Below are 26,901 nucleotides of genomic sequence, written 5' to 3'. Positions count from 1 at the left end.
TTAAAAAATATTTAAATATTCTATTCCATTAACAGAAATAAATAGTTGAAATTAAAGAAGGCTAAGATATACTTCTCCGTATATCTTAGCCTCCGTTTAGCGGTCAGCTAAAAGTCTCTCTTTTTTTCTAAAATATCGCACCCGACTATCTTACCTTTTTGAAAAACCAGGCTGATAATGCCGTATTTTTCGTTGTTTAGAAAGTTGACTATTGTTTTTAAGTATTCTGCAGGTATGATGCCTTCAGCGTCGGGATTATCGTTATTTGTATCCGTCATATCCACCTCCCGCATTCTTCCGAGGTTGTCCGATTAAAGCGGGATTTTTTTATGAATATAACTTTCGGCAACCTGATCAATCTTGGTTATAAAACTTTAGGCAGATGGTTTTTTTTCCTTACCTTTCGGCAGGTTTCCCTTTTTCTCGTGACGATTATAACATATGTCAATAAAAAATGATATAAGTATTTCCTTATTTTAGGTAAAAACAATGTCTTATTTTGGTTTTTTTTGTAGTATCGTCCTGTATTATAATCATCCATAAACCTATATGTCCTTAATTACAGCCACTTCCTCGCATTTGGGGAAGTCGTGGCAGTTGATGCATTCCTTACAGACCTTCTGGGGCATGTTTTCCTTAGGTACAATGGTAAAGCCGCACTTTCCAGGGCGTGCTATGGCCTGGTTACTAGTTTTGAGATACTTTTGCATTTGCAGCGCCGCCCAAGTCAGCTGCCCAGCCGGACTCCGGCTCAGCAAAAGGGCCTGAGAGCAGAATAGGAGCAGACCGGTAAGGCCAAGGATGGGCTGTATATTGGGGGAAAAGAATATCCGTTGGGCTCCCTGGCTAATTTGCCGGTAAATGTCCTCCAGAGTCTCGTTGGCCCAAGTGTAGCCAACCACTTCCCCACCGCGCACCATGGGGTGCACACAATTCATTATTTCCCCCCGCACCATGGAGCCCTCGCCCACAATTTCCCTCCCCTGCTGCATGGACTTGCGGCCAATGTGGTCTTCATCAATGGCAACCCCCCCCCTTTCACGCTTTTGTTATCAATACTTCCCCGCCACGGAAACTCTCCTTCCCCATTGCCTCCTTTTGCTTCCTTACTTATTCTACTTTGGAGTGGTAAAAAATTAAAAAGTGCGCAAAATACCCAGTGAACACAAGTGCAACGCATCCGCAGGCGCATCCAAGATTAACCCCGCGCCCCGGGTATGAGTTGGCGCATTATGGCATCCCAATTATACAGATGGAAAGGGGAATCCAAGATGACGAACCTGCGCATCCCGTCATCCACCTACCGTCTCCAGTTTAACAGTGAATTCAGCCTGCATGAGGCCCGGGACCTGGTGCCGTATCTGCACGATCTGGGCGTGACCGACCTTTATGCCTCGCCTCTGCTGCAGGCCAGACAGGGAAGCGGCTACGGATACGATGTGGTGGACCCCACCCGGCTGAACCGGGAGCTGGGCGGGGAGGAAGCCTTCGCCGGGCTGACCGAAGCCCTGCGGCAGCGGGATATGGGACTACTGCTGGACATCGTGCCCAACCATATGGCTGCAAGTGCCGAAAACCGTTGGTGGGCGGATGTGCTCCGGCATGGGCCTGATTCCCCCTATGCCGGCTATTTTGATATCGACTGGCAGCCGGGCCGGCCGGGTCTGGCCGGCAAGGTGCTGCTCCCCATAATTGCTTCACCTTACGGCGAAGCGCTGGAAAACGGGGAACTCGTCCTGGCGCTGGCGGAAGATGGTTTCCGGGTGCATTACCGCGGGAATCCGGTGCCTGTCAGACCCGACTCCTACCGCGACATCCTGGGCCTTGGGCCTGCAGGAACCGGCGGGCAGCCTGATCCGGACCCCGTACCGCAACAGCTTGAAGAACTGCTGGCTGCCCTGGACAAACTGCCGCCCCGCCATGACACCGGTTACCCGGCGGCATTCCGGGAGATTACGGGCCGGCTGTGGCAGCTTTACCAAACCAATTCTGCAACAAGGCTTTTAATTGATAAATCCTTACAGGCAATTAACGGAATAAAGGGGGAACCGGGCAGCTTTACTCGCCTGGACAAGCTGCTGGCCGGGCAGCATTACCTGCTGGCCTTCTGGCGGCCGGCGAACCGGGAGATCAATTATCGGCGGTTCTTCAGCATCAGCGAGCTGGTGTCGGTGCATGCAGAGGATCAGCATGTCTTTGAGGCAACTCATGATCTGGTGCTGCGTCTGTGCAAAGCCGGCCTGGTGACCGGACTGCGCATTGACCACATCGACGGCCTGTACGACCCGGAGGCATACCTGGGCCGGCTCCAGGAACGCCTGACCGAAACGGGAGAGCACCCCGGTTTTTACGTGGTCGCGGAAAAAATACTGGGGCATAAGAAAAGGGGACATACTTCAGATTTGGGGTCAGAACTTGGGGGTCGAGGAATGTCCCCAACTAATGAAGCACTTCCCGTAAGCTGGCCGGTATACGGCACCAGCGGGTACGACTTCCTCAACCTGGTTAACGGGCTGTTTGTGCATGGTGCAGGTCTCACCGAATTGGGCAGCATCTACCGCCGCCACGGTGCTCCGGAGGACAGTTTTCAAAAGATGGTTTACCAACTGAAAAAGCGGGCCATAGCAAGGCTGTTCAACAGCGAAACGCGTACTCTGGCTGAACAGCTGGGCCGCCTGGCGGAACAGGACCGGCACGGACGGGACCTCGCCCTGGACCAGTTGGAGGAAGCCGTGGTGGAAGTAATAGCCTGTTTCCCCGTCTACCGGACCTACCTACGGGACTTGACGCTGACGGACCGGGATCGTGAGTACATAGAAAAAGCCGTCGCCCTGGTTCACCGGCGGAACCCCGGCGCAGAGCGGGCCTGCGAATTTCTGCGCCGGGTGCTGCTGCTGGAATTCACGCCCGACCAAACTCAGGACCAGCAACAGGACTGGCTGCATTTTGTGATGCGCTGGCAGCAGTTTACCGGCCCGGTTATGGCCAAAGGGGTGGAGGACAGCGCCATGTACGTCTATAACCGGCTGGTTTCCCTGAATGAAGTGGGGGGCAAGCCCGACGCCCCGCCGGTATCCGTGGCGGCATTCCACCGCCGCAACCGGGCCGGCCTGCAGCGCCTGCCCCATTCCATGAACGCCACCTCCACCCACGACACCAAACGCAGCGAGGATGTGCGGGCGCGTATCAACGTGCTGTCGGAAATCCCCACCCTGTGGGCCGGGCGCCTGGAACAATGGCGCCAATGGAACAACAGGCACAAATCGGTGTGGAACAGCCGGCCGGTACCCGGCGGCAACATGGAGCAGCTTATTTACCAAACCCTGGTGGGCGCCTGGCCCCTCCGGGAAAATGAAGTCCCCGGTTTTAAAAAGCGACTGGCGGATTATCTGGTCAAAGCGGCCAGGGAAGCCGGGAGGTACACTAACTGGCAGCAGCCGGACGAGGACTACGAAAAAGCGTTGGTGCAGTTCGCCATGTCCATCCTGGACCCCGGCGGAGACAATCCGTTCCGGCAGGATTTTATCCGGTTCCAGGCGACCACTGCCTATTACGGCGCCCTGGGCTCGCTGGCCCAGGTGCTGCTTAAGATAACTTCCCCCGGAGTGCCCGACTTTTACCGGGGCACCGAGCTGTGGGACTTCAGCCTGGTGGACCCCGACAACCGGCGCCCGGTGGACTTTAGTGCCCGGGCGGCTATGCTGGCCCAACTCCGGGAGCGGGAAGCCGGCGGCAGAGCAGCCCTGACCGCCCTGGCCCGGGAACTGCTGGAATCCTGGCGAGAGGGGCGGGTCAAGCTGTTCCTGACTTACCGGGCCCTGCATTATCGCAGAAACCACCCCGGGCTATTTACCGGTGGTGAGTACATCCCGGTGGAGGCAGCCGGTCCCGGGGCCGGACACATCTGCGCCTTCGCCAGGCGCACCGGTGAAAGCTGGGCCCTGGTGGTGGTACCCAGACTGCTGGCGTTGTTCCGAACGGGCAACGGCGGCCGGGGTGGTACAGGCAAGCCGGCGGGCGCACCGCCCCCCCTGGACCCGCCGCTGGGAGAGCAAGTTTGGGGAGGCCACTTGCTTCTGCTGCCTGACGAAGCTCCCGGCATGTGGCGGAACATCCTGACCGGGGAAAACCTGACCGCCGAGCCCGCCGGCCCGGAAGCGGACGCACCGCCGGGCAGCAAGGTGCTGCCGCTGGCGGCGGTATGGCAAAGTTTCCCGGTTGCACTGCTGGCCGGAGCCTAGCACTACGGAGCTACCTCTGATTATTGTTCGCCTTCGTCAGAACCTTCCGGGGTAGGTTTCCTTTCCGTTCGTGGAGTTGATTCTATCTGTTTATCTTTATATGGAACTTCTGAAACTAATTGTTGGAATAATTACAAAAATAACCCTGGCGTTCATTATACCGGGGTTATTCTTGTTCATTACTTATGTTTTCTAGTTTTTAGCCGGTGGAATTATAAATCAGTCTAATATTTAATACTATTGAAGAATGAGCATTCAAAGAAACTAATTATAATTAAACACTTTCTTTTAAACTGGTAGTTGCCTTAAGGTCATTATTCGCATATTTCCTGTTCCAACCAGTTATCGCCGAGAATAACAAAACCCCAAGCAGCATCCATGAATATGGATTATAAAACGCTGAAGTTATAGAAGGAGCAAATATACCATATGCATCCGCCGCTGTAGTTAAAGTGGTATACCAAACTACCACAGCAATATGCCAGGGCATTGTAAAGAACAAACTGCACACGGCACAATCCATAAGGTTTGCCCTTCTAGCCGAAGCAAGGTTAAATTTTTCACCCAGCGGCTTAACAATTGAGGGGCCAACCAATAGTTCCGCAGGAGCATTTGCCGCAATGGGGATGGAAAATAAGATAGTAATTCCTATAATTGTTAATTCTGCTTGTCTTACTGTTCTAGCTATCGTTTTTTGTGCCCAATTTAAAACCCTATTCATAACGCCGCTTTCAACAAGCACTTGCGTAACCGCAAGAACCAGTAGGGCAAAAATTATAGCTCCTACCACTCCTGATATACCGTCTTGAATTAACCCGGTGGACTGACCGCTTTCGGTAGGAATGTGAAATATTTTCTGTAACGTTAAATGTCCGTTAATCAATCCAAGTATAACAGCTGCCAAGTTACCGTACACTAATGATTCAATTATGTGCTTGCCAAGTAAAGCGCTGATAACAACAACAGCAAAACTTATTAACATCAATAACCCCGCAGCATCCATTTGAGCCTGTATTTCCGGCAGCGATTTGGTCTCTCCACCGCCTCCGGCAATTAAAAGAACAACTACCGTAAGGAAAGCGGCTGTAATTGAAAGCGGGAAACGGCTTCTAACGACATCCCTCATTTCAGCACCTTGTGTATATGCAGAAACAATAGTGGTATCAGAAATTGGAGCCAAGTTATCCCCGAATGCTGCGCCGGATAAAATAGCCAACCCCAACATGGTAGGATCAGCCCCTAAAAACACCCCTGCGGGATATAGCACCGGTACAAGGGATATTACCGTACCTGTACTTGTTCCCGTACCCAAGGCAAAAAGCATGGCTGACAAAAACGATATTACAGTAAATATCACGCCTTGCGTGCCGGCTTCTATGCCAAACCATAATAATCCGTCAACAAGCCCGCCCGCTACCATTAATTTACCGAAAACGCCCGCTAAAATCCAGCACGCAATAATAACAGAACCATTCTTATCACCTAATCCACGAATGATACATTTTGAATACTCACTTTTATTTTTTGCCATAAACAGACCAACGACAATGGCCAACCAGCCCGCAGCCCAAAAAGGCATTGTTCCGCCCCTACCCGCTACCGAGAGCCAAATTAAAATACCTACAAGTATAATGAGCGGTAGTAAACCACCAAGAAAGCCTCCAAACATTTCTACAACAGGTTTTTGTGGAATATTTAGATTTTTGTTATCCACAACAGCAATCTCCCCCTTGGCTAAATTAGTCAAAAGTGGTAAAATACCTTAGATAATTTAAATTGTTTTGCACCTCTGGATTCAGCCCATAGGTGTATTTTTTTATCTTTGGACAACTAATCAAGAATATGCGGGATGTATGCATAAAGGGCCGGCGAACCGCCTGTATGCACAAAAAGAATATTATCCTCTTTCTTAAAGCGACCTTTGCGAACAAGGTCTATCAAACCCGCCATCGCTTTACCCGAATATACCGGATCAAGAGGAATTCCTTCCGTTCGCGCCAACAATCTAACTGCTTCGGCCATTTCCGGAGTTGGAATCGAATAACCAGGTCCAACATACCCATCAAAGCAGACAATTTCTTCTCGTGGAACTTCACCTTTAATTCCAACATGTCTTGCCACTCTTTTTACAAGATCGTAAACAATCTCTTCCTGAACATCTTTTTTGCGGCTGACATTTATACCCAGTACCGGGATATTACTGTTCTCTCCATAAAACCCTGTAACCAAACCGGCTTGCGTTCCGGCGCTGCCACTTGGACAGATAACATATTGAAAATCAATTCCTTTATCAAAGGTTTGGGATAAAATTTCTTGAGCGCACGCGACGTATCCGGTAGAACCAATTTCATTGGAACCACCGCCGGGAATAATATAGCCCTTTCTGCCCTCAGCAGTTAACTCGTCAGCTACTTTTTGCATTTCAGCCATCATGTTGGAACCCCCCGGGGCAACATATGTCTTTTCCACTCCAAGCAAGCGAAAAAGGAAGTTGTTGCCGCTCGCATCAGGGTTATAACTGCCTTTAACCCGTTCTTCCAGAACAAGCCTGCATTTTAAACCTTCTTTTACAGCTGCAGACAGGGTCAACCGGCAATGGTTTGACTGCACAGCCCCACAGGTTATAAGTGTATCCGCTCCCTTTGCTAAAGCGTCAGCAACGAGGAATTCAAGTTTTCTTGCCTTGTTGCCACCCGAGGTTAAACCTAAAAGGTCATCTCTTTTTACATAAATTTGGGGACCGCCGAGTTGTTTTGTAAAGTTCGGTAAAAACTCAATTGGAGTTTGTCCTTCAGTATAGCGTCTACGAGGAAATTTTGCTAAATTCACGTGTTATACCCCTTTTCTTAATACTTTTTTACAACGAACAAAACCGCCTTACCACGTACTCTCATTGAACACCGTGGTCCAAATAAGCTATTGCTTCAATTTCCACCTCCGCATCTTTTGGTAATTTTGCAACCTCCACTGTAGATCTAGCTGGAAATTGGGTTGAAAAATACGTTTGGTAAACTTCATTAAACTCGTTGAACTTACTAATATCTTTAATAAAAACCGTGGTTTTGAGCACCTTTTCCAAGCTGCTACCGGCACTTTCCAAAACATTTTTAAGATTTTTAAGCACCTGATGCGTTTGCGCTTTTAAATCACCAACCGTAATCTCACCATTAACCGGACTTGCGGGTAACTGGCCCGAAATAAATAAAAATGGACCCAAACTGTTTGCATGTGAATAAGGACCTATTGCTTTTGGCGCCAATTCAGAATTAATGCATTTTTTCATAGTAATCTCCTTCTTTAGATATAAGATTATATATTCTTCCTATTGGAACGATCCTGATCTATATAGTTATAAATCGTATACCTGGAAACGCCCAATACAGATGCTACCTTATCTACCGCACCTTTAATTAAAAAAACACCTTTAAGATCCAAAGCACTGACAATTTTTATCTTATCTTCCCTTTGCATTGACAAAACTGGTAATCCAATGGATTTTATTTCCTGTTCAATTAAAGTATCCAATATTTCCGTAACGTCTGAAACAAATAATTCATTATTTTCACATAGTGCATCCTGGTTATTAAAAGATATGAATTGTTCCATGAGCATGTTAAAGTTCAAAAATAAGGTAATATCGATATTAATACATAGAGCGCCAATAATCACATTCTTATTCCGTATATAAATAGTCGACGACTTCATAATAATGCCGTCTTTAGTAACAGTCTTATACCCGATTAAATCAGGACAACGATTGCCATACTTTCTTAAATTTTCAAGAACAATATTTGTTACCGGAGCTCCAACGGAACGGCGAGTGATATCACCGGCAATATGTAGTATTGAAGCCTCCGGTTTACGCAAATCGTGAATCACTACTTCGCAAAATTTTCCAAATGATTCAGCGATACTATCCGCTATTGGAAACAAAGTCTTTAATATTTCATCATTTAATTTTTCATTGTGATTATTAACCAAACTGTTATCTGACATTCTTTAACAATTTACCCCCCTTGTGTCATTAAATTCAACACCTTAAAACAAATTCCTCCTTTCTCTTAAAATTTTTTAATAATAATACAAAAAATTTTAAGAGAAAGGAGGAATTATGAGAAAAGGAATTACCGGTACCGCGCGGCTACGAATGTCTTCTGCCGGAAATTGATGAAAAACGCGCGCTTAATCAGCTACAATTAAGCGCGCGTTACAGCATAAAATCGTAAAGCTATATTTTCGCTTTGATCAGTTCAATAATTTGTGCCGGGCTGTCAACAAGATAATCAGGATTGGCTTTTTCCAGCAATTCCTTGGAATCATAGCCCCATGAAACAGCAATTATCCGGACACTGCTCTTTTTACAGGCGATGATATCCCTAATTTCATCACCAATGTAAATGACTTCTCGGCTATTTAAATTGTATTTTCTCATCAGGTGTGCTATGGCCCTGTCTTTATTAAAAAAACTACCCGACGAATAAACGTTGTCAAAGACATTGATCTCACTATTTTTTAAGAATTCATTTATGTTTTCAATAGAATTTGAAGACACTATACTGATTTTTAAACCGGCCTTTTTAAGTTCCCCCAGTACAGTCTTTAACCCCTCATATATCCGCAAAGAAATAATTGATTTACCATACAGTTGATTTAATTCAAATAAAATAAACGGAATTTTGAAAATAGGAAGATTTATTTTTTTGCATCTGCCTATTAATGATAATGTGCGCAGGTCTTCTAATTCCTCTTCTTTGATGGATTGAAAATTATATTTTTTAGCTAATTTATTAATTGCTTCAATGGCCAGGTATCTTGAATCAACAATAGTTCCGTCAAAATCAAAAATAACATGTTTAATTATTTTATCACCTTCTTTACTATAAGTGGTTTATGGATGAGCGGTATCAAATAATATTATATTATGCCCCAAAATGAAATTACGTTCGGTTTAGCCGGCAAATTCACAAATTTTTGCCAAAAATCATATCATATGGCTATAGAAGCTAAAAGACTTGGCTCTAACTAACAATAATTTAGTGATGGGGCAAAAAAAATGAAAAACCAATTTAACCTCCTTAATGAAGATAATAAAACTATATCATATGAGCATGAAGAGCAGAAATTACAAAAAATGCTTAACCAACAAACGCTGCCCAAACATATTGCCATTATCATGGACGGAAATGGCCGCTGGGCGATTAATAAGGGCTTGCCCCGTTTTTTTGGCCACCATGCAGGAGTTAAATCTCTTAAAGAAATTATAAACGCTTGTTGCGATTTAGAAATCAAGGTATTGACGGCATTTTGTTTTTCCACGGAAAATTGGAAAAGGCCCCAGGAGGAAATTGACAACATTATGCAGCTCTTAGTTGAATATTTGACCAACGAATTAATAAATCTATGTGCAAAAGGCGTGCGGATTAACCCTATCGGTGTTTTGCAGGAGTTGCCCCAACCGGTCCGTGAGGTCTTGGACAGAGCTGTCCGGCATAGCCGGGATAATGACCGGCTTATTTTAAACCTGGCCTTAAATTACGGGGGACGCTTAGAACTAATTAAGGCTATCCGCGGCATCAGCTCGGCCGTGGAAAAAGGAACATTAAAAGCAGACCAAATTGATGCCACAACAGTTGAAGAATATTTATTTACAGCGGGTCAGCCGGAGCCGGATTTATTAATCAGGACCTCGGGTGATTCGAGAATAAGTAATTTTATGCTTTGGCAGATCGCTTATTCAGAAATTTGGTTTACTGATATCTTATGGCCGGACTTCAGACGCATGCATTTACTGCGCGCCTTAGTTGATTACCAGGAGCGGGACCGGCGTTACGGTGGGGTAAAGGATGGTAAAATGTAGGAGTCAGGAGTCAGGAGTCAGGAGTCAGGAGTCAGGAGTCAGGAGTCAGGAGTCAGGAGTCAGGAGTCAGGAGTCAGGAGTCAGATTAATTTTCGGATATTCTTCAAAAATTTAAAACCAAAAAGGAATGCCCCAAATTACTATTCTGACTCCTGACTCCTCTATTTGCACGATTTAAGTTCCTGCAGCATCATTCCAAGAAATTGCTCAACTTTTTCCTGTGGCGTGCCGGGTTTGTAATAACTGACGGTCAAGGTCAACCGGTTATTGTAGGCACAAACCCCCAACATAAATCCGGGGGCGTAAATGGCAGGACTGACCTGATAAGCATCGACAACAGGTATTTTACCGAACCAAATGGTTGACGGGCTGATATTCCCGACATTGGACAGTATTGGTGAACTCTTGCCGGTTTGCATCATCCATTTTTTTATGCCGGTTACGACATTTAGAGATTGTGCGTAGCCAAGCAGCGATAACAATCCAAAAACGGCAGCCACGTGCATACCGGGCTGTTTTCTTTTTATTTCTGCCATTATGGCAGAAACCCTGGCCAGGGTTTTTTCAAAAGGCTCTCCAATCACCCTGGGAATCCTGGCAGCCACCGCGCTGGATAAATTATTGACGGCAGTGGCCTGAACCTTTTGTAAATAACGGCGCAAATCCACCGTGATTAAAATCTCCCTCGGTTTTCCAGGTGGTGAATTGGTTAATTCAAACAAGGCCCTGTAAAAAGCTGTCAGCAGCAAATCGTTCATAGATGCCCCTCTTTTTTGGGCATAGGCAGAGAGTTCCTCAACATTTTTGCCGGACAGCCTGCGGATGGCAATTTGCAGTTCCTCTGGTTCACCGGGGCAAAAAGAAAAGGACCAGGTGGGTTGCAGTGTACCCATCCCGGGTACCCAGGCTTTTATTAAATTAATTACTCCCCAATTTTGAAGAAGCGCGTTTTGATCATACCTTTTTCCTCCGTTTGCTTCCAGTACATTTTTTTCATAATGATCAAGCTGAGTGTAAATTTTAGCCAGAATTTGCTGATAGGCCTTGAGGCCGCCGCCATCGCAGCAAGCATGGCTTATTTTGACACACAGCGTATCATTTTCCCTGGAGCGAATTAATCTTATCTTAATTTGCCGCTCATTTTTGTTCAACGGAGTCGTTAAAAACCGGTAAACTGCTTTTTGCTTATCCACTGTTTTTTCCAGTGCCAGCCATTCCACACTGTCCGGATCACCAAACCGCTGCCAGTAAGAACGGTTTATTTTTTCTATAAAACGGCTGCCCAGTATTGGTTCGGCATCAATTGAAAGCCTCACCGCCCTTGCCAGCCTTTTTTCATTTAATCTCCCTTTTAACTCCAAAACCGCCTGGTTTTGCAGGTTTAAAAGTCTATTGCCGGCCGCATAAATAAGCCGGTCCTGCACATTGGCCGCCAGTATAACCGGACTACCCTTATGGGCCATGTCTAATCACTCCCCTTTAAGCGCCGGGATACAATGTTTAAATTATTGTATGCGGCGGGGAAAGATACTGACTCCTGTATAGTTACCTAAACTTTGCATAAAGTAACCGATGAAGCAAAAAATAACTCATATCTTGATTTTTTAGGAGGCTTAAAGTTTATGCGCCATAAGGCAAGGATTCATTATGACAACCAGAACGGCTTTTTAGACCCGGTTATGTGGGTATGGGTAAGCGACGGGGCAACTTTGGAAAGAGAAGTTGAACCCGGCGGCAAAGATGATTTCGGTGTTTACTACGACCTATCCTTTAACCGCAGCGGCTTCAATTTTATTTTTAAGGACGGCAAAGGGGAAGATGTCCCCTGGGAAGATCAAAAATTCAACAGATCTTATCACCTGCACCTGGGAAATGAAATCTGGTCTATGGCGGACAGACATAATATCTATAATGTCCTGCCGGCCCGCCCCAAAGGCAATATTAAGGACTATTACCGGCAAATCAGCCATCTTGTGCCCCAAGAAAATTTTTATTTTCCCACCACCGATGTTTCCGGCCTGGGTATTCCGTCTATGCTGGGCGCCAACCTTTTAACCGACGGCTCCGTCTTATTCGGCTTTTTTCATCCTTATGCGGCCAGAGTATATCTTGCGGGCAGTTTCAACGACTGGCAGTCCCCCGGGCATCCCTCACCCCGGGAAGATCTGTTTATCCCCATGGAACTGCATCAGGGCTATTATTACCAGCCCAATATCTGGCTGGTCAGGATCACACCGGATACAAGCCAACCCATAGAATATAAGTTTTACCTTCAGGGCGGCGCGGTGGAAAACGAGCGCTATGTGGTGGACCCCTACACCAGGCTTTACAGCGATGATTATAAAAACCGCAACGCCGTTATCGTCGACCCCACAGCATTTAAGTGGAGCGACCGGGATTGGCAAACTCCCGATGTCAAAGATCTGATACTCTACGAACTAAACATTTATGGTTTTACCGACAATGACCCCGAAATCCCCGACCACATTCAGGGCACCTTTAAAGGAGTGACCCATAGAATTAAAAAAGGCTACTTTAATAAATTGGGTGTAACCGCTCTGGCGCTGATGCCCACGGCAGAGGTGCCAATAAAGAAGGGACTGGGCTATGAACCCTGCACCTTTATGGCCGTGGAAAAAGACTTTGGAACGCCTGACGACTTCAGGGAAATGGTCGATGAAGCCCACAAACACGGGCTAGCCGTGCTGATGGATCAAGTATTCAACCACACCTCAAATATTTTCAACCCCCTGTGGGATCTCATCGACGACGGGTCCGGTGACGGAGGTTTCTTTTTTGCCGGCAAAACCATGTGGGGCAACAAGGTAGCCACGGGCAAAGACGAAGTTGATAATATGCTGATCGACTCCTGCAAACTGTTTATCAGGGAGTATCATATTGACGGGTTTCGCTTTGACGCCACCCACAGTTATTTTTTGAACCATAAGCTTTTGCACCGCCTGGCCCATGAACTGAAAGACAAGGGCTTCAAGCCCGACGTGATCCTTATTGCCGAAAATTTGCCCAACGAACAGGACCTGAACCTGGAGGGATATAACGGTTTTGCCCAGTGGTCCAATATATTTCACGACAAAGTAAAGGCCCTGCTGCGCGAGGGGACCTTTGAAGGGGCGGACAACAGCACCAGGAACATGGAAACCATGATTTATTTCAGCAAAGACAGCTTTGCCGCCCATACCAACAATGTGGTGAACTTTTGTGAAAGCCACGACGAAAACAGCGTGCAGTTTGAGGTGGCTACCGGCGGCCAACATTTGCAGGACCCCAAAATCAAGGACAGAAAAGCCCGCCTCGGGTTAATGACCACCATGCTGTCCCTGGGGCAGCCAATGATTTATATGGGGCAGGAATATGGCATTGAAAGGGAAAGGAACCGGATCAATGTCAACTGGGCCAAGTATTCCGGGCAAACCAGCGATTTTTATTGGTGGGCCAGGGGACTGATCAATTTGCGCAAAAGGTACGATGCGCTCAGGCTCAGCGGCTACAACCCGGCCGACGAAGGAAAATTTAGCTGGCTCCTGGGACCCTGGATGAGCGAAATTAAGGGCGGGCGGCAACGAGTTGTCGGTTGGAAGATAAACAGCGGCCGGCCTTCGGAACAACTGCTGGTGATGTTGAACTTTGAAGGACACGATGTCCCCGTGGATGTTGATTTTGACCCGGGGCAATGGGTTAAGCTGGGCGACATCCAAAACATTAACGACCTGCCGCCCGCCGGAAATAAGGATCCGCTTGATCCCGACAGCATAACCACGGACGGCGGTGCCTTTAAATTCACACTGCCGCCTTATAGCGGATTCGTTTACAAATACCAGCCGGCGTGATGGATACCCAACAGCCCGGCGCTTTATTTACCGCCGGGCTGTTCGAAAATAATCATCTGCCCTTTGCGCAGCACCCCTGCTGCCGCATTTTCACTCCCGCCATAGGGTTCCCGCAGGGAATTAAATATCTCACTGCCTGCCATATTGTTTATAGCCACATCTTCTGTTCCAAGGTTAAACAAACCAGTCAGCGTTATAGCTTTATTCCAGCGGGTCACCCTGGCCACCCTGTTTTCTTGATCCACTTCCACTTCCAGCTTATCCTTATCCGGTTTTTTTAGAACAGGGTGGGAACGTCTGAGGTGGATCAGATCCCGGTAAAAGTTGAACAGTTCCTGGTTCTGCCTGTCCCATGCGTTGCGCGGAGTTAATTTGGAAGCGTAGAATGTTTCAGGGTCCTGGGGGTCGGGGACATTCTCCCAGGTAAATTGGGCAAACTCCTCTTTCCTGCCCCGGGATACGGCTTGCTGCAGTTCCGGGTCGCCGTAATCCGTAAAAAAGAGAAACGGTCTCTTTTCTCCATATTCTTCCCCCATAAAAATCAGGGGCAGGTAGGCGGAAAATAGCATTAACCCGGCGGCGGCCTTTAAGTAAGGAAATTCCACCAGGATAGACAGCCTGTCCCCACCGGCCCTGTTGCCTACCTGATCGTGATTTTGCACAGCCACCACAAACTGCTTGCCGGGATTGCGGGAACCATCGGTCCCCCGCTCCCTTTGCCAGTATTTTGAATATTCCCCGGTGTACAAATAGTTTTTGTATACCTTTTCCAGGTCCTTAACGCGCCCGTAATCCATATAGTACCCTTCCCGCTCCCCGGTTAACGCCGTGTGGACAACATGGTGAAAATCGTCCATCCACTGGGCGTCCATCCCGTAACCGCCCCGGTCCAGAGGATTGATAATGCGGGTATTGTTTTGATCGGTCTCCGCGATTAAAAACAGCTTGCGGTTTTGTTGCAGGGATAAATTTCTAACGGTTAAGCTGATTTCCTGGAGAATATGAATGGGGCTGTTATCTTTAATGGCATGGACGGCATCAAGCCTCAGACCGTCAAAATGGTAAACCTCCAGCCAGTACCGGACATTGTCCAGAACCATTTTTCTGGTATACCCGCTGTACAGATCGTCGTAATTTACGGCTTTACCCCAGGGAGTTTTATGTTTAGCGGTGAAATAGGGCCCGTAAACCGGCAGGTAATTACCTTCCGGTCCAAAGTGGTTATAAACCACGTCCAAAATTACAGCTATATTTTTTTGGTGACAGCAGTCCACCAGATACTTTAAATCATCAGGACCGCCGTAATTGTGGTTGACACTGAACAGGTTGACCCCGTCATAACCCCAGTTCCACCTTCCGGGGGTCTGGGCTACGGGCATCAGTTCAACAGCGTTAACTCCCAATTCCACCAAATAGTCCAGTCTTTCGGCGACAGCTTTAAAGGTGCCGGCACCGGAAAAGGCGCCGGTGTGAATTTCCATAATTAGCAAATCCTCAATATCTTTTCCCTGCCAGTTGGCATCCCGCCACCGGTAATCCTCGTGGTCGATTAGCCGGGAAAAGCCGTGCACTCCGAAAGGCTGAAAGCAAGAGTACGGATCGGGGTATGCTTGGTCACCGTCAATTTTAAATTTATACAACAGGTCTAAACTCACGCCGGCAGTCACGGCACTGTAAACGTTGGGCGTTTCTTCAGTCATGGGAAGCTCTTTTATTGCGCCGCCGCTCTTAACAACAACGGCAACCTCTCGCTTGTCATATGCAAAAACCCTGAATAAAACCTCTCTTTTTTCCCGGTCGATAATATTTGCGCCCATTTTGAACATAGTAAATATAGCCCCTTCGGCAATCTTTTAATGTTCAGTATCTCCACAAAAAAAAATAATAAAGAGGTTATGACATGGAACTTGTAAAAACCGATTTAAAGAGCTATCAAGATTACCAGGAAATAATTGATACCAATACCAAAGCACAGCTGGATTACTTCGCCAATAAGCTGCAGGGAAAAAAAATCGCCATGGTTAACGCCACGTCATTTGGCGGCGGAGTGGCCGAGATACTCCATTCATTCGTGCCTTTGGCCCGGGATATGGGGTTAAATATAGACTGGTGGGTAATCAAGGGCACCGACGAATTTTACAACGTGACCAAGTCCTTTCATAACTGCCTGCAGGGAGAGGAAGGACAGCTTAGTGCAGAAGCTAAAGAAATTTACCTTAAATACAATCAAATGAACGCCGCCCGGGTTGATGAATGGAATTATGATTTTATTGTCATCCACGACCCCCAGCCGGCCGCACTGATTGAATACCTTAAAGCAAAGGAAGGCGCCAAATGGATCTGGCGCTGCCATATTGACACTTCCACCCCCAATCCGGAATACTGGAATTTTTTGTATCAATATATCAAACAATATGATGCGTGTGTTTTTACTATGGAGGAATTTGTCAAGGAGCACGAACTCCTGCGCAATCTTACTTTCATCACTCCATCCATCGATCCTTTAAGCCCCAAAAACATTAAGCTGGAGGAAGAAGAAGCCCAAAGGATCATCGTCCGGTTTGGCGTGGATATTCACAGGCCGCTGATTTCCCAGATTTCGCGTTTTGACCCGTGGAAGGACCCTCTGGGTGTAATTGACGTGTATAAAATTGTCAAAAAGGAGTTGCCCAGCGTTCAACTGACCCTGGTGGGCTCTATGGCCTCGGACGACCCGGAAGGCTGGGATTATCTTTACCGGACTTTAAGAAGGGCCGGGGAGGACTATGATATTAAGGTTATTACCAATTTTAACGGTGTGTCCAATAAAGAAGTTAACGCCTTTCAAACCGTCTCTGATGTGCTGCTGCAGAAATCCATCCGGGAAGGCTTCGGGCTGACAGTTTCCGAGGGGCTTTGGAAGGGAACGCCCGTGATCGGCGGTAATGTTGGAGGAATTAAATACCAGATTAAAGACGGGGTTACGGGATATTTAGTCGAAACCGTAGAGGAATGCGCCGAAAAGGTGCTCAGGCTTTTGAGAAATCCCAACCTGGCCCAGGAGATGATGGAGGCGGGGCAGGAAAGGGTTCGCCGGCATTTTCTAATTACCACAAACATTTTAAACTACCTGAAACTTTTCGATAAGCTCGAAAACCCGGACGAATATCAATACCACTAACGCGGCACCAGCCGCAGAAGGAGAAAGTTTATCTCGTTAACAGCCTGGCAACGGCAAAGGGGTCGGAGCTGATTACACTGGCCGCAAATAGTTCCATAGCACCGAAATCAGCGGTCCGGTTAAACACGCTGCCACGGTCCACCAGACGGGCAATAAGGGGGAAATTGTCCCAATTGCCCGTTTCCCCACTCAGGGGTGACAGGTAAACTGCCACATTAAAGCTGTTTAAGCCAGCTTTACTTTTAAGACGGTTCAGCACCCCACCTACTGCTCTGCCCGCCAGGCCAAGTCTATGCGGGGTTACCGGGCCCGGGGGCAGAATGATGAAAACTTCCTTCTCCTTAATTGGGGTGAGGGATACCAGAAGGCGGGTTTCGCCTGTCTCCCACCCCAATCCCAGAGCCTGGTGCAGGGCAAACAAATCCCCAAAATAATCGCTGCCATAATTTTGTACATACTGAAGGCTGCATCGGCGCAGCTGCTCCACTTTGGGATAGTGGCCACCCCTGGCAACAGTCATCTGCAGATGTCCGTGAACCACAGAAGAACCCGCGGGCCACAGGCAGTTCCACATAAGGAAGGGATACAGCGGGGAATAATCGTGATTTCTCTGTGCATCGTATACTTGGACCTCCTGAAACCAGCGTGCGGCTACCTTAAAATAATCTTCCACCATATCCCGGCTGAACAAAAGCGGGTGATGCTCTCGGGGTATGATCAACCCGTGGTATTCGTCATACTTGGCCAAATTAGCCGCCGTAAGGCAGTACTTACCCCGAACACGTCCGAAAGGATCCAGGGGTGTGTGTTCCTCTGGTGAGCAAAACGGGCACCCCTGCCGGTGCTCTTCCACCACAGAATCCAGGTCTTGCTCCTGCCTGTGAGACAGGGAGCGCATACCTCTGAGGTGGTTAAACAGCGACCCCTCACCCGTAACCAGGTTAGTCACTCGCATTATTCGCTGTTTTTCAACTTCAGATTCGCCCCCGAACATCTTCTGCGCCAAACTGCGAATTTCCGGAACCAATTCCAGCCTGCCATAAAGGGCACTGCATTGATATATCCTTTTCCACAAAGTCTGTTTACAAGCCGGCATGTTATCCACCAGTGATGGCAGATTGAATATCGACATATATATGTACCCTCCTGTTTTCGGTCCGCTTCTGCCGCAGGTATTTATAATCAAGTATTAGGTATCAGGAATTTACGTGATTTACCCTCAATATATTTATTATATTAAAACACCGTTACTATTCAGGTATTCAGAATTCAGCAGCCGGAATGCCTCGCGAATATACTTCCAGTATCCTACTAACCTCTTGCAAAAAAAGTGTTTTCTTCGGTTCTCTCATTCTGACTCCTGGCTTCTGACTTCTGACTGCTTACCAACTAACTACTAACCAACTAAACTACTAATTGGGGTGATAAGCATGGATTTATATAAAAATTTCCCGGTACTGGTCATAGATAATCAGCTTAAAACGGGCAACATCGAAGGAATGGCTTTAAGAAAAATTATTAACAGCTTGATCAATAAGGGCCTGGCAGTCATCGAACTGGAAATGGATATTTTTGATCACCGTCTTGCCCTATCCGCCGATTCAGAAATCAGCTGCATTTTGCTGGGTTGGAATAAGGTCAGCGCTTATAGGTCAATGTCTCAACTGGGCAAATTAATCAATCAGTTCAGAGAAAGAAATGAAGCCCTTCCTATTTTTTTAATGACCGATAAATTGGACATAAAAAACATACCGATAGATACTATTAAAAGAATCAACGGCTACATCTGGAAAACCGAGGATACTCCCGATTTTATTGCCGGCAGGATAGAAAACGCAGTTAAAAAATATCTGGATGGCCTTTTGCCGCCGTTTTTCAGGGCTTTATTGAAATACACCAGAGAATACAAGTATGCCTGGCACACGCCCGGACATATGGGGGGTATAGCGTTTTTAAAATCACCGGCAGGCAGAATTTTTCATAGTTTTTTTGGGGAAAACGCTTTTCGCGCAGACGTTTCAGTGTCCGTGCCTGAATTGGGGTCACTGCTTGACCATTCCAGGGCCATACATGAAGCGGAAGTCAATGCGGCCCAAATATTCGGCGCCGATATAACCTATTTTGTAACCAACGGCACATCCACATCCAATCGAACAGTATTGCAGGCAACGGTAAAACCAGGTGATATCGTACTGGTAGACAGGAATTGCCACAAGTCTGTGATGCAGGCAATCATCATTACCGGGGCAATCCCTATATATCTGCGTTCCTACAGGAATAATTACGGAATTATCGGGCCTGTTCTCGCCGATGAATTAAGCGCGGGATCTATCAACAAAAAGATAAAGGACTGCCCCTTGCTCAAGGGCCGGCCCGGCCAAGTTAAACTAACCGTCATTACCAATTCCACCTACGACGGGATTTGTTATCACGTGGGCATGATTAAAGAGAAACTGCAGCAAAACGGAACCGGCCTGACTGAAAATATACTTTTTGACGAAGCCTGGTACGCTTACGCCAGGTTCAATCCCATTTATACCGACAGGTATGCCACTTGCTGCCGGCAAAAAGACCCGGCTTATAAATTGATTTTTGCCACCCAATCAACGCATAAACTGCTGGCTGCTTTTTCGCAGGCGTCCATGATCCACATCATGGATCAAACGGGCGATTTTTCCCGTGACAGGTTTAACGAAGCCTATATGATGAATGCCTCAACTTCGCCCCAATATGGAATTATCGCCTCACTGGACATAGCAGCCCAAATGATGGAAGGCAGCTTCGGCAGGTTAATGACCCAGTCCGCTATAGAGGAAGCTAATATTTTTCGCAAAAAAATGGCTCAAATAGGCAAAGACTTGAACTTATATGGCAAGTGGTGGTTCAAAGTATGGCAGCCGTCCGCTATCGGGGGGCAGGATTATGATCAGGTTGATGATTATGTTTTAAGTACAGATCCGGCATGCTGGGTACTAAGACCTGATGACAACTGGCACGGCTTTGAAAAGATTGCCGACAACTATGCCATGCTGGATCCCATAAAAGTAACCGTTCTCACTCCGGGTCTGGAAGAATCGGACCAAACAGCCGGACGTGGGCTGCCCGCTCCCATAGTTACTAAATTTTTAAATGGCCGGGGAATCGTTACCGAAAAAACCGGCTTTTACTCATTCCTGATTTTGTTTTCCATAGGGATAACCAATGGAAAATCAGGCACACTGCTGGCCGAGCTGTTTGCATTAAAAAAAGTCTACGATACTAATCCACCTTTAGGGGAGGTTTTTCCCGAACTGGCCGGCCTTTATCCCAGCGGCATGACCATCCGCGCCCTCTGCCAGGAAATGCATTCATTTTTAAATGCCATAAAATATGATAAGCTGTTTAAATCCGTTTATGCCTATTTGCCGGAGCAGTGCCTGACACCGGCCGGCGCGTACCGGGAACTGCTGGCCGCCAATGTAAAGCCTATAAAAATTACTGAACTGGCCAATAAGACCGCTGCCGTCATGGTGGTGCCATACCCGCCCGGGATACCGGTAATAATGCCGGGAGAAAAGTTTAACCCGCTGCTGGTAAAATACCTGCAATTTTACGAGGATTTTAACAAACACTTTCCCGGGTTTGAAAATGAACTGCACGGGGTTAATATAAACGGCGGAGAATATACCACCTATTGTATTGCACCCCCAAAACCACCGTTATAAAACCCTGTCGAAAGCTGTTACACACTTTTTAAAAACTCATACCTTTACCTTATTTTTAAATTTAATTCTTATTTCATACTCGCGGCTAATACAATTTTAAAACCTGGCGTGTTAATATTCGGATCAAAGGTAAGTAAGCGGAGAATTATAGTGAAAAAAGAGTTGCACAGATCAGTACATTACAACGATAAATTTTCTCTTAGTAAAGCTATCGTTTCCCTGGAAGCAATTCTGCCGCCTCCTGGAAGAGATATACTATATTTATGTATTGGTTCGGATTTGAGCACCGGTGATAGTTTTGGACCGCTTACCGGTACGCTTTTAAAAAGAACCGGGATCTCTAATGTAATTGGATCTTTAGACGACACGGTACATGCTAAAAACCTGGAGGAAAAAATAAAGCTGCTCAACAATAAAGATTACGTAGTGGCTATTGACGCAACCATGGGACATTATAAGGACATCGGCAACTTGTTTTTTGCCAAGGAGCCCATCCGGCCCGGCGCGGCATTTCGAAGAAATTTAGCACCTGTGGGAGATGCCTCAGTAGTTTTCAATGTAGCGGCTAACAGTATAGCGAACTTCCTGGTGCTGGGCTGCACCAGCCTGAATAAGGTGTGGCTGGCCTCTAACCTTTTGACAAGAGCTATTTGTGTTTTAACTTACAAAAGAAAAAAAGAACTTTATGCGGCCAACCGTTGAATCCAACAGCAACACAATTGCCGGCAATGCCTCTTGTTTGTGGAGCACATTGACCCTTACCAGTCTCAACAGGCAGTTTTATATTTATCCAAACATCGTTCCATCCAGATCTTTTAGTTTTCTCCATAAAGTAGTGCGACTTGTGCCGGTAATCTGAGAAATTTCCTTGATGCTGGCGCCGGTAGAAAGAAAGTATTCTAAAATCTCCCGTTCCATGTTTTCCATTTTGCCAATTTTTACACTTATTCTATTTTCATCTCCCGTGGGAACCGTAAATGATTTTCTAATTTTTTCATTAATCAGCAGGGTAATTAATTCCTCCACATTTTGCTTCTCTTCAATTAAAAGAACGTACTTTTGTATTATGTTCTGCAATTCTCTAACGTTTCCGGGCCAATCGTACATTTGCAGTTTCTCTATAGCCGCTCTGGTTAAAGGTGGTACACTTTTTTTCTCTTCGAAACTAAATTTCTTTACAAAAAATTCAGCCAGCAGTTCTATATCCTCTTTTCTTTGGTACAAAGGCGGGATATCCAGGTTGAGTACTTCAAGGCGGTGGAACAGGTCGCTGCGGAAATTGCCCTCTTTAACAGCCAAAGTCAGTTCATGATTGGTGGCCGCAATTATCCTAACGTCCACGGGCAGCACCCTGTCGCTGCCCAGCCTCATAATCTCCCGTTCCTGCAAAACTCGCAACAGGCGGGCCTGGACGGGCAAAGTCATTTCACCAATCTCATCCAGGAAAATAGTCCCCCCATGAGCCATTTCAAATAACCCGGTCTTGCCGCCTTTTTTCGCTCCCGTGAAAGCACCTTCCTCATAGCCAAATAATTCGCTTTCCAGTAAGTTTTCGGGTAAGGCGGCACAATTAATGGCCACAAAAGGGCCTTCACACCTTTTGCTTTCATGATGAATACTCTGGGCAAATAATTCCTTTCCCGTGCCGCTTTCACCGCAAATCAACACAGTAGCACCCGCTGCGGCATATTTCTTAGCCCTGGCGATAGTGTCCAAAAGCAAATCGCTGCCGCCAATAAGATCGTTAAAGGTATGCTTGGCGAAAAGACCTTTTTTAAACAGCTGGCGCCGCAGGTTTTGCTCCAATACCTGAATTCTGTCCACACTCTGGAACATGGTAACAATACCGTTTCTTTTATGACCCAAAAGGATGGGCATGGTGTTTATCCAGAATTGCTTGCGCCCCACCTCTTTAAAAGTTTCCGTGCCTACTCCGCCAGCATTAATTAAAGCTCCTAAAACAGCGGATTCCCGTACGTTATCAATATGCCGCCCCACCAGGGTGCGAGCTTCCATTCCCAAAAGATTTTCCGCTGCTTTATTCATAAAAGTAATCCGTTGGTGCTCATCGGTCGTCAGGATCCCATCATTAGATGATTCCAATACAGCCTTATATTTATTAAAGCGATCCTGGTCTCTGCGGATCCCCTGTACCAATTCCACGGCCTGTTTGATGGAACCATAAATGGCATCATTCCCCGATTGCACCAGCACGGCATTGGCACCTGAACTTTTCGCCATTTGATAAACACACAAACCCGTACTTACAATAACTTCCCAGTCCGATCTGATAATTCTGGCCACCTGTTCATCCATCTCATAGATATTGGTGTACGGGTAGCATTCAACTTCTATACCCAATATGTCAATGATAGTCTGAAATTCCGAGCTAAAATCTTTAGTCTTATGACCCAGAAAAGCAATTTTACGCCCCATGCCCCTTGCTGTATGCAGGGCTTTTAATATATCAAAGGAGGTTATTTCAATTAGCACAACGGGAAGGGCAACAGCTTTCTTTATTTTTTTACCGGTTACCCCGCGGCTGATAATTACGTCTACTCCCTCATGTTCCAACTGATAAGCAAGCGATACCCCTTCTTCCAGTACCCCTTCTCTTACCTCCAAATCGAGCTTCATCTCACCGGCAATTTCCTTCACCAGCGCAGTCATCTCCGGGTATGTGGAGACAACCCCTATTTTAATGTTTTCCATGTTAACAAGATACCCCCTCTATCACAACCAAAATAGGGTAATAATGCCTTCAAAACATTGGAAAGTTTAAATTCAATTTACTTTTTTATATTTTCAAAACATACTTGCTGTTTAGTTTATCATTGCCAAAGTATTTAAACAATAACAGAAAAATCTGCTAGAATGGCTTTATTCACACCCATTAGCACTAATGTATTTCCACCCGCAGGCAGGCTGTTAATATGCGGTCTTTAATCTACAGCATTCTTCAAGCTATAAAAATTAATCCATATTTAAAGGATAACCCATAATGTTGTCGAAAAGAAAAAAGTCCCAATGATATTAAAGCTTAAAGGAGAGGTTGCGTATTGTTCAACAAAAAATCTTTAGCGGTATTGTTTATAATTTTAATGCTGACAACTATTTTTACGAATTCGGCAATAGCCCAAGAAACACCGGTCGTTCATTCCCAACCAATTGTTATACAAGGTGCCATGGACATTGAAATGCAAGACATGGTAGCCGCTTTGAAAAACCCAAAAGAAATAACCTATGGCGGTTGGACTTTCTGGCAAGGAACCATAGATAAGCAGCCTGTTGTTATCTCCAGAACGGAGGTAGGGGTAACCAACGCCGCAGCAGCTACTTTATTAGCGATTGAAAAATTCAACCCTAAGGCGATTATAAATCAGGGAACCTCTGGTGGTCACGACCCTGAATTACACCGCTTTGACATAGTTTTAGGTCAAAAATCCATTAACTTTGGAAAATTCAAATCAGAACATGCAGACTTAGGTGCGGGGATCAATCCTGAGGCCTGGATTCCTGAAGATGTATCTTTGCGTGTAGGTGGTAAGAGCGAATATTTTAACGGTTTTGCAGGAGACCCGGAGCTGATTAAAGTTGCACAGTCTGTAATTGACAGTTACAAACAAGGCAACGTAGTAACCGGTGTAATCGGTACGGCTGATGAGTGGAATAGGGAATTAGACCGCATTGCCTGGGTACACGAGAATTTTAGCACTTCAGTGGAAGAAATGGAAACTGCTTCTGCTGCCCAGGTAGCTGCTGCGTACAATGTACCGTTCCTGGGCATCCGAATCTTGTCAAACAGCGAGCCTCAGGGTGAAGATTGGGATCCTAAAGCCGGTACATACTGCCAAGAATATGTATTAGAAGTCGTTAAAGCATTGGACCAAACGTACCTTAATTAATCATGTCCGGGACAATGCTTTCCTATTTTAATCTATTTGCAACGATTTTCACCTATTCCGGCGGCTAAATAGCGACCGGCGTCGGCTCCCCCGTCGGCTTGACCCCAGAACCTACTGTAAAAATAACAAGGGCCTCCCACCGTAACTCGTGAGAAGCCCTTGTCTTTCATTATATCTGGCGGAGAGAGTGGGATTCGAACCCTGGAGACCGCTACTAACTACCGCCAATGCCTTGGTTGTGGGCCGGCATTGGTCCTCCCTTTGGGCCGCCCCTGCCGGGCCCGCCCATTGTGGTGATCTGGGCGCCAGTGTCTGAAATACTGGTGGCAGCTCCGGAAAGGGTGACGCTCACAACCTCAGTGCCGGCGGAATAACTTCCGTCCGTGTATAGCCCATCAGTATTTTTCCCGCCTGCGTTGCCGCCGGAGTAAAGGGTGTAGGTCTTGCCCTGCTCCAGTTTTAGTGTGCTGATGACGATTGACTGATAGTCCTTGGCAGGAGCAAAGCTCAAGATAGTTTTGCCGCTCTCATCCAGCAGGGTCACCAGAGTACCGGCTTTTTGACCAGAGGAATAAGCTACCAGTAATGAGTTCTGGCTGGAAGAGTCGGAAAAGTTCTGGGCCATACCGGAGCTGCCTGCTGCCACTATAGTTCCCCCAGTAATCTCTGCGACACCGTCATAGTCCAACGAGCCGTTGCCATTGTTGGTGGGACCATTAACCAGCACCATACCGCCGTCCACATACAACGAGCCGTTGGCATCGATGCCGTCTCCATTTGCATTAACAACTACATAGCCGCCGGTGATGCGGATAAAGGTGCTGTCGCCATCAGAGCCGTTTTCTACAGTGTCGTTGTTCTCTCCGGGTCTGCCGCCTGGAGCAGAACCATCATTGCCGCCCGCAGCGTTGATGCCATCATCCTTGGCGGTTATATGGATGTTGCCGCCGTTTACCGTGATGTTGGTCCCCTCCAGACCTTCATAGCTCTGCGAGATGTCAATGGCGCCACCGTCCACCACCAAAGAGGAATCGGCATGGATACCGTCATCACCGGATGCCAGGGTCACTGTGCCCGCACTAATGATAACGTCTCCACTGGAATGTACCGAATCGTCCGAGGAATCAATATTGATATTTCCGCCGGTTACATAGACAGCGGTTCCGGCTTTAACACCTTTAGCACTAGCGGTACTGTCTGAGCTATCTGCACTGTCCTCTGCAGCGGCAGGAGCAGTTTGATTATCCCATCCACCCCGGCCCGGCCGCTCATTGCCCTTGCTATCGGTACTGGCGTTGGCACTGCCGCCCCCTGTTTTGGTGGTCACTTCACCGTCAGTGATTTGGAGTACCGTTTCAGCCTGGATGCCGTCATTACCCGAGGTAATATCAAATGTGCCACCGTCAATGGAGACCCAGCCCTTTTCAGTGTCCTCGTCATTGTTGGACTGGATGCCGTCTCCCTGGGCCGCGTTAATTACAAAGGCGCCGTCATGGATAGCGACCGAATCGCGACCACGCAGACCGTCATTGACCGCGGTAACTGTAATGGTACCATCGGTGATAACCAGATCATCCTTAGAGGCAATGCCGTTGTTATAGTTGGCGGTGACGGTCAGCGCACCGGCACCGTTGATGGTCAGGTCGCTCTTACTAAAAATCGCCGCATTAGGCTCATCCTCGCCATCAGGTATGGTATAGGCCGCGCCGTCAGTCACTGTGTTTTTACTGCCGCCGGCCAGTGTCAGAAAGACCTTGTCGGCTTGCTTAACATAGACGGGGGCACTGTCCGGGCAGGTAATGGACACGCCATCCAGCACAAGCTGTACTTTATCGGAGTCAGCGGCATCCACAACAATTTGTCCGTGCGTCAACGTACCGGACAACACATAAACGCCGGCGGCGGTGATAGTCAGCGTGCCGCCTGAAGCGGTTGCTCCCGAACCGGAGACAGCCATAGACGAGCCATTTAGGGAAATTTTAGTGGCAGCCTCCGCATCCCAGGTTCCTGCCAGGTCGCGGTCACTGTAGCCGGGGTCGACGAGGGCCACCTTAGCAGCAGTAGTTGTGCCGGTGGATAAAGCAGCTGACGAACTGGTCGTCTGGCAACCGGTAAGCAGCGAGGTGATCAACATAGTGGTAGTCAGCATCAACGGGATAAATTTGCCGGATCTAAAGCGCATAATC

General features: G+C 47.1%; 18 protein-coding genes, 1 pseudogene and 1 riboswitch. Of the genes and pseudogenes, 7 read left to right on the top strand and 12 right to left on the bottom strand.

Annotated features, from left to right (window positions below; translation table 11 throughout):
• Positions 1 to 107: 107 nt before the first annotated feature.
• Complete coding sequence (locus BM056_RS25675) at positions 108 to 278, bottom strand: DUF2292 domain-containing protein (RefSeq protein WP_165613569.1); 171 nt, start codon at positions 276 to 278, stop codon at positions 108 to 110.
• Between the two features lie 63 nt (positions 279 to 341).
• Positions 342 to 427: riboswitch (cyclic di-GMP riboswitch) on the bottom strand.
• Positions 428 to 545: 118 nt separating this feature from the next.
• A pseudogene (locus tag BM056_RS26550) lies at positions 546 to 1,028 on the bottom strand (hypothetical protein); the annotation flags it as partial.
• A gap of 243 nt (positions 1,029 to 1,271) precedes the next feature.
• On the opposite strand from BM056_RS26550, the gene treY reads away from it, so the two are divergent.
• Complete coding sequence (gene treY / locus BM056_RS16560; protein WP_092472528.1) at positions 1,272 to 4,241, top strand: malto-oligosyltrehalose synthase; 2,970 nt, start codon at positions 1,272 to 1,274, stop codon at positions 4,239 to 4,241.
• Positions 4,242 to 4,515: 274 nt separating this feature from the next.
• Here the strand turns inward: treY and BM056_RS16555 are convergent, their stop codons facing one another.
• The 5 genes from BM056_RS16555 to BM056_RS16535 all read right to left on the bottom strand — a co-directional run bounded on the left by BM056_RS16555 (position 4,516) and on the right by BM056_RS16535 (position 9,087).
• Positions 4,516 to 5,955 carry a Na+/H+ antiporter NhaC family protein gene (locus tag BM056_RS16555; protein ID WP_238456505.1) on the bottom strand — a complete coding sequence of 480 codons (1,440 nt, stop codon included), beginning with the start codon at positions 5,953 to 5,955 and terminating at the stop codon, positions 4,516 to 4,518.
• Between the two features lie 116 nt (positions 5,956 to 6,071).
• Positions 6,072 to 7,070 carry a D-cysteate sulfo-lyase gene (gene cuyA / locus BM056_RS16550; RefSeq protein WP_092472527.1) on the bottom strand — a complete coding sequence of 333 codons (999 nt, stop codon included), beginning with the start codon at positions 7,068 to 7,070 and terminating at the stop codon, positions 6,072 to 6,074.
• A gap of 61 nt (positions 7,071 to 7,131) precedes the next feature.
• Positions 7,132 to 7,524, bottom strand: coding sequence for a RidA family protein (locus BM056_RS16545; RefSeq protein WP_092472526.1), 393 nt, complete (start codon positions 7,522 to 7,524; stop codon positions 7,132 to 7,134).
• A 26-nt stretch (positions 7,525 to 7,550) separates the two neighbouring features.
• Complete coding sequence (locus tag BM056_RS16540; protein WP_092472525.1) at positions 7,551 to 8,237, bottom strand: helix-turn-helix transcriptional regulator; 687 nt, start codon at positions 8,235 to 8,237, stop codon at positions 7,551 to 7,553.
• Positions 8,238 to 8,469: 232 nt separating this feature from the next.
• Complete coding sequence (locus BM056_RS16535) at positions 8,470 to 9,087, bottom strand: HAD hydrolase-like protein (RefSeq protein WP_274377564.1); 618 nt, start codon at positions 9,085 to 9,087, stop codon at positions 8,470 to 8,472.
• Between the two features lie 207 nt (positions 9,088 to 9,294).
• Between BM056_RS16535 and uppS the strand changes: the two genes are divergently transcribed.
• Complete coding sequence (gene uppS / locus BM056_RS16530; RefSeq protein WP_092472523.1) at positions 9,295 to 10,098, top strand: undecaprenyl pyrophosphate synthase; 804 nt, start codon at positions 9,295 to 9,297, stop codon at positions 10,096 to 10,098.
• Positions 10,099 to 10,259: 161 nt separating this feature from the next.
• On the opposite strand, the gene BM056_RS16525 is transcribed toward uppS, so the two are convergent.
• The gene (locus BM056_RS16525; RefSeq protein WP_092472522.1) at positions 10,260 to 11,561 is read right to left on the bottom strand and encodes a condensation domain-containing protein; all 1,302 of its coding nucleotides are present in this window, start codon (positions 11,559 to 11,561) and stop codon (positions 10,260 to 10,262) included.
• 159 nt (positions 11,562 to 11,720) lie between these two features.
• Between BM056_RS16525 and BM056_RS16520 the strand changes: the two genes are divergently transcribed.
• A complete protein-coding gene (locus BM056_RS16520) occupies positions 11,721 to 13,946 on the top strand; it encodes an alpha-amylase family glycosyl hydrolase (protein ID WP_092472521.1) in 2,226 nt (741 codons plus the stop codon).
• A gap of 23 nt (positions 13,947 to 13,969) precedes the next feature.
• On the opposite strand, the gene treZ is transcribed toward BM056_RS16520, so the two are convergent.
• Positions 13,970 to 15,763 (bottom strand): malto-oligosyltrehalose trehalohydrolase, encoded by a 1,794-nt coding sequence (treZ, locus tag BM056_RS16515; RefSeq protein ID WP_238456504.1) that lies wholly within the window; start codon positions 15,761 to 15,763, stop codon positions 13,970 to 13,972.
• An 83-nt stretch (positions 15,764 to 15,846) separates the two neighbouring features.
• Here treZ and BM056_RS16510 point away from each other — a divergent pair, with 83 nt between their 5' ends.
• A complete protein-coding gene (locus BM056_RS16510) occupies positions 15,847 to 17,106 on the top strand; it encodes a glycosyltransferase (RefSeq protein ID WP_092472519.1) in 1,260 nt (419 codons plus the stop codon).
• 28 nt (positions 17,107 to 17,134) lie between these two features.
• Here the strand turns inward: BM056_RS16510 and BM056_RS16505 are convergent, their stop codons facing one another.
• Positions 17,135 to 18,238 carry an HIT family protein gene (locus BM056_RS16505; protein ID WP_092472518.1) on the bottom strand — a complete coding sequence of 368 codons (1,104 nt, stop codon included), beginning with the start codon at positions 18,236 to 18,238 and terminating at the stop codon, positions 17,135 to 17,137.
• 298 nt (positions 18,239 to 18,536) lie between these two features.
• Between BM056_RS16505 and BM056_RS16500 the strand changes: the two genes are divergently transcribed.
• Both BM056_RS16500 and yyaC read left to right on the top strand, forming a co-directional pair.
• Positions 18,537 to 20,810, top strand: a complete 2,274-nt coding sequence (locus BM056_RS16500; RefSeq protein WP_092472517.1) for an Orn/Lys/Arg family decarboxylase — start codon at positions 18,537 to 18,539, stop codon at positions 20,808 to 20,810.
• Positions 20,811 to 20,960: 150 nt separating this feature from the next.
• A complete protein-coding gene (gene yyaC / locus BM056_RS16495; RefSeq protein WP_165613568.1) occupies positions 20,961 to 21,512 on the top strand; it encodes a spore protease YyaC in 552 nt (183 codons plus the stop codon).
• 84 nt (positions 21,513 to 21,596) lie between these two features.
• Here yyaC and BM056_RS16490 read toward each other — a convergent pair whose 3' ends face one another.
• On the bottom strand, positions 21,597 to 23,522 hold the full coding sequence (locus tag BM056_RS16490; RefSeq protein ID WP_092472515.1) for a sigma 54-interacting transcriptional regulator: 1,926 nt from the start codon (positions 23,520 to 23,522) through the stop codon (positions 21,597 to 21,599).
• A gap of 347 nt (positions 23,523 to 23,869) precedes the next feature.
• Here BM056_RS16490 and BM056_RS16485 point away from each other — a divergent pair, with 347 nt between their 5' ends.
• Positions 23,870 to 24,715, top strand: coding sequence for a 5'-methylthioadenosine/S-adenosylhomocysteine nucleosidase (locus BM056_RS16485; RefSeq protein ID WP_207648209.1), 846 nt, complete (start codon positions 23,870 to 23,872; stop codon positions 24,713 to 24,715).
• A 214-nt stretch (positions 24,716 to 24,929) separates the two neighbouring features.
• Here the strand turns inward: BM056_RS16485 and BM056_RS16480 are convergent, their stop codons facing one another.
• Positions 24,930 to 26,897, bottom strand: coding sequence for a carbohydrate-binding domain-containing protein (locus BM056_RS16480; RefSeq protein ID WP_092472514.1), 1,968 nt, complete (start codon positions 26,895 to 26,897; stop codon positions 24,930 to 24,932).
• Positions 26,898 to 26,901 lie beyond the last annotated feature (4 nt).

The organism is Desulfotruncus arcticus DSM 17038 (assembly GCF_900113335.1).
GTDB lineage: Bacteria > Bacillota > Desulfotomaculia > Desulfotomaculales > Desulfallaceae > Desulfotruncus > Desulfotruncus arcticus.
This window is presented reverse-complemented; position numbering and strand designations above follow the sequence as displayed.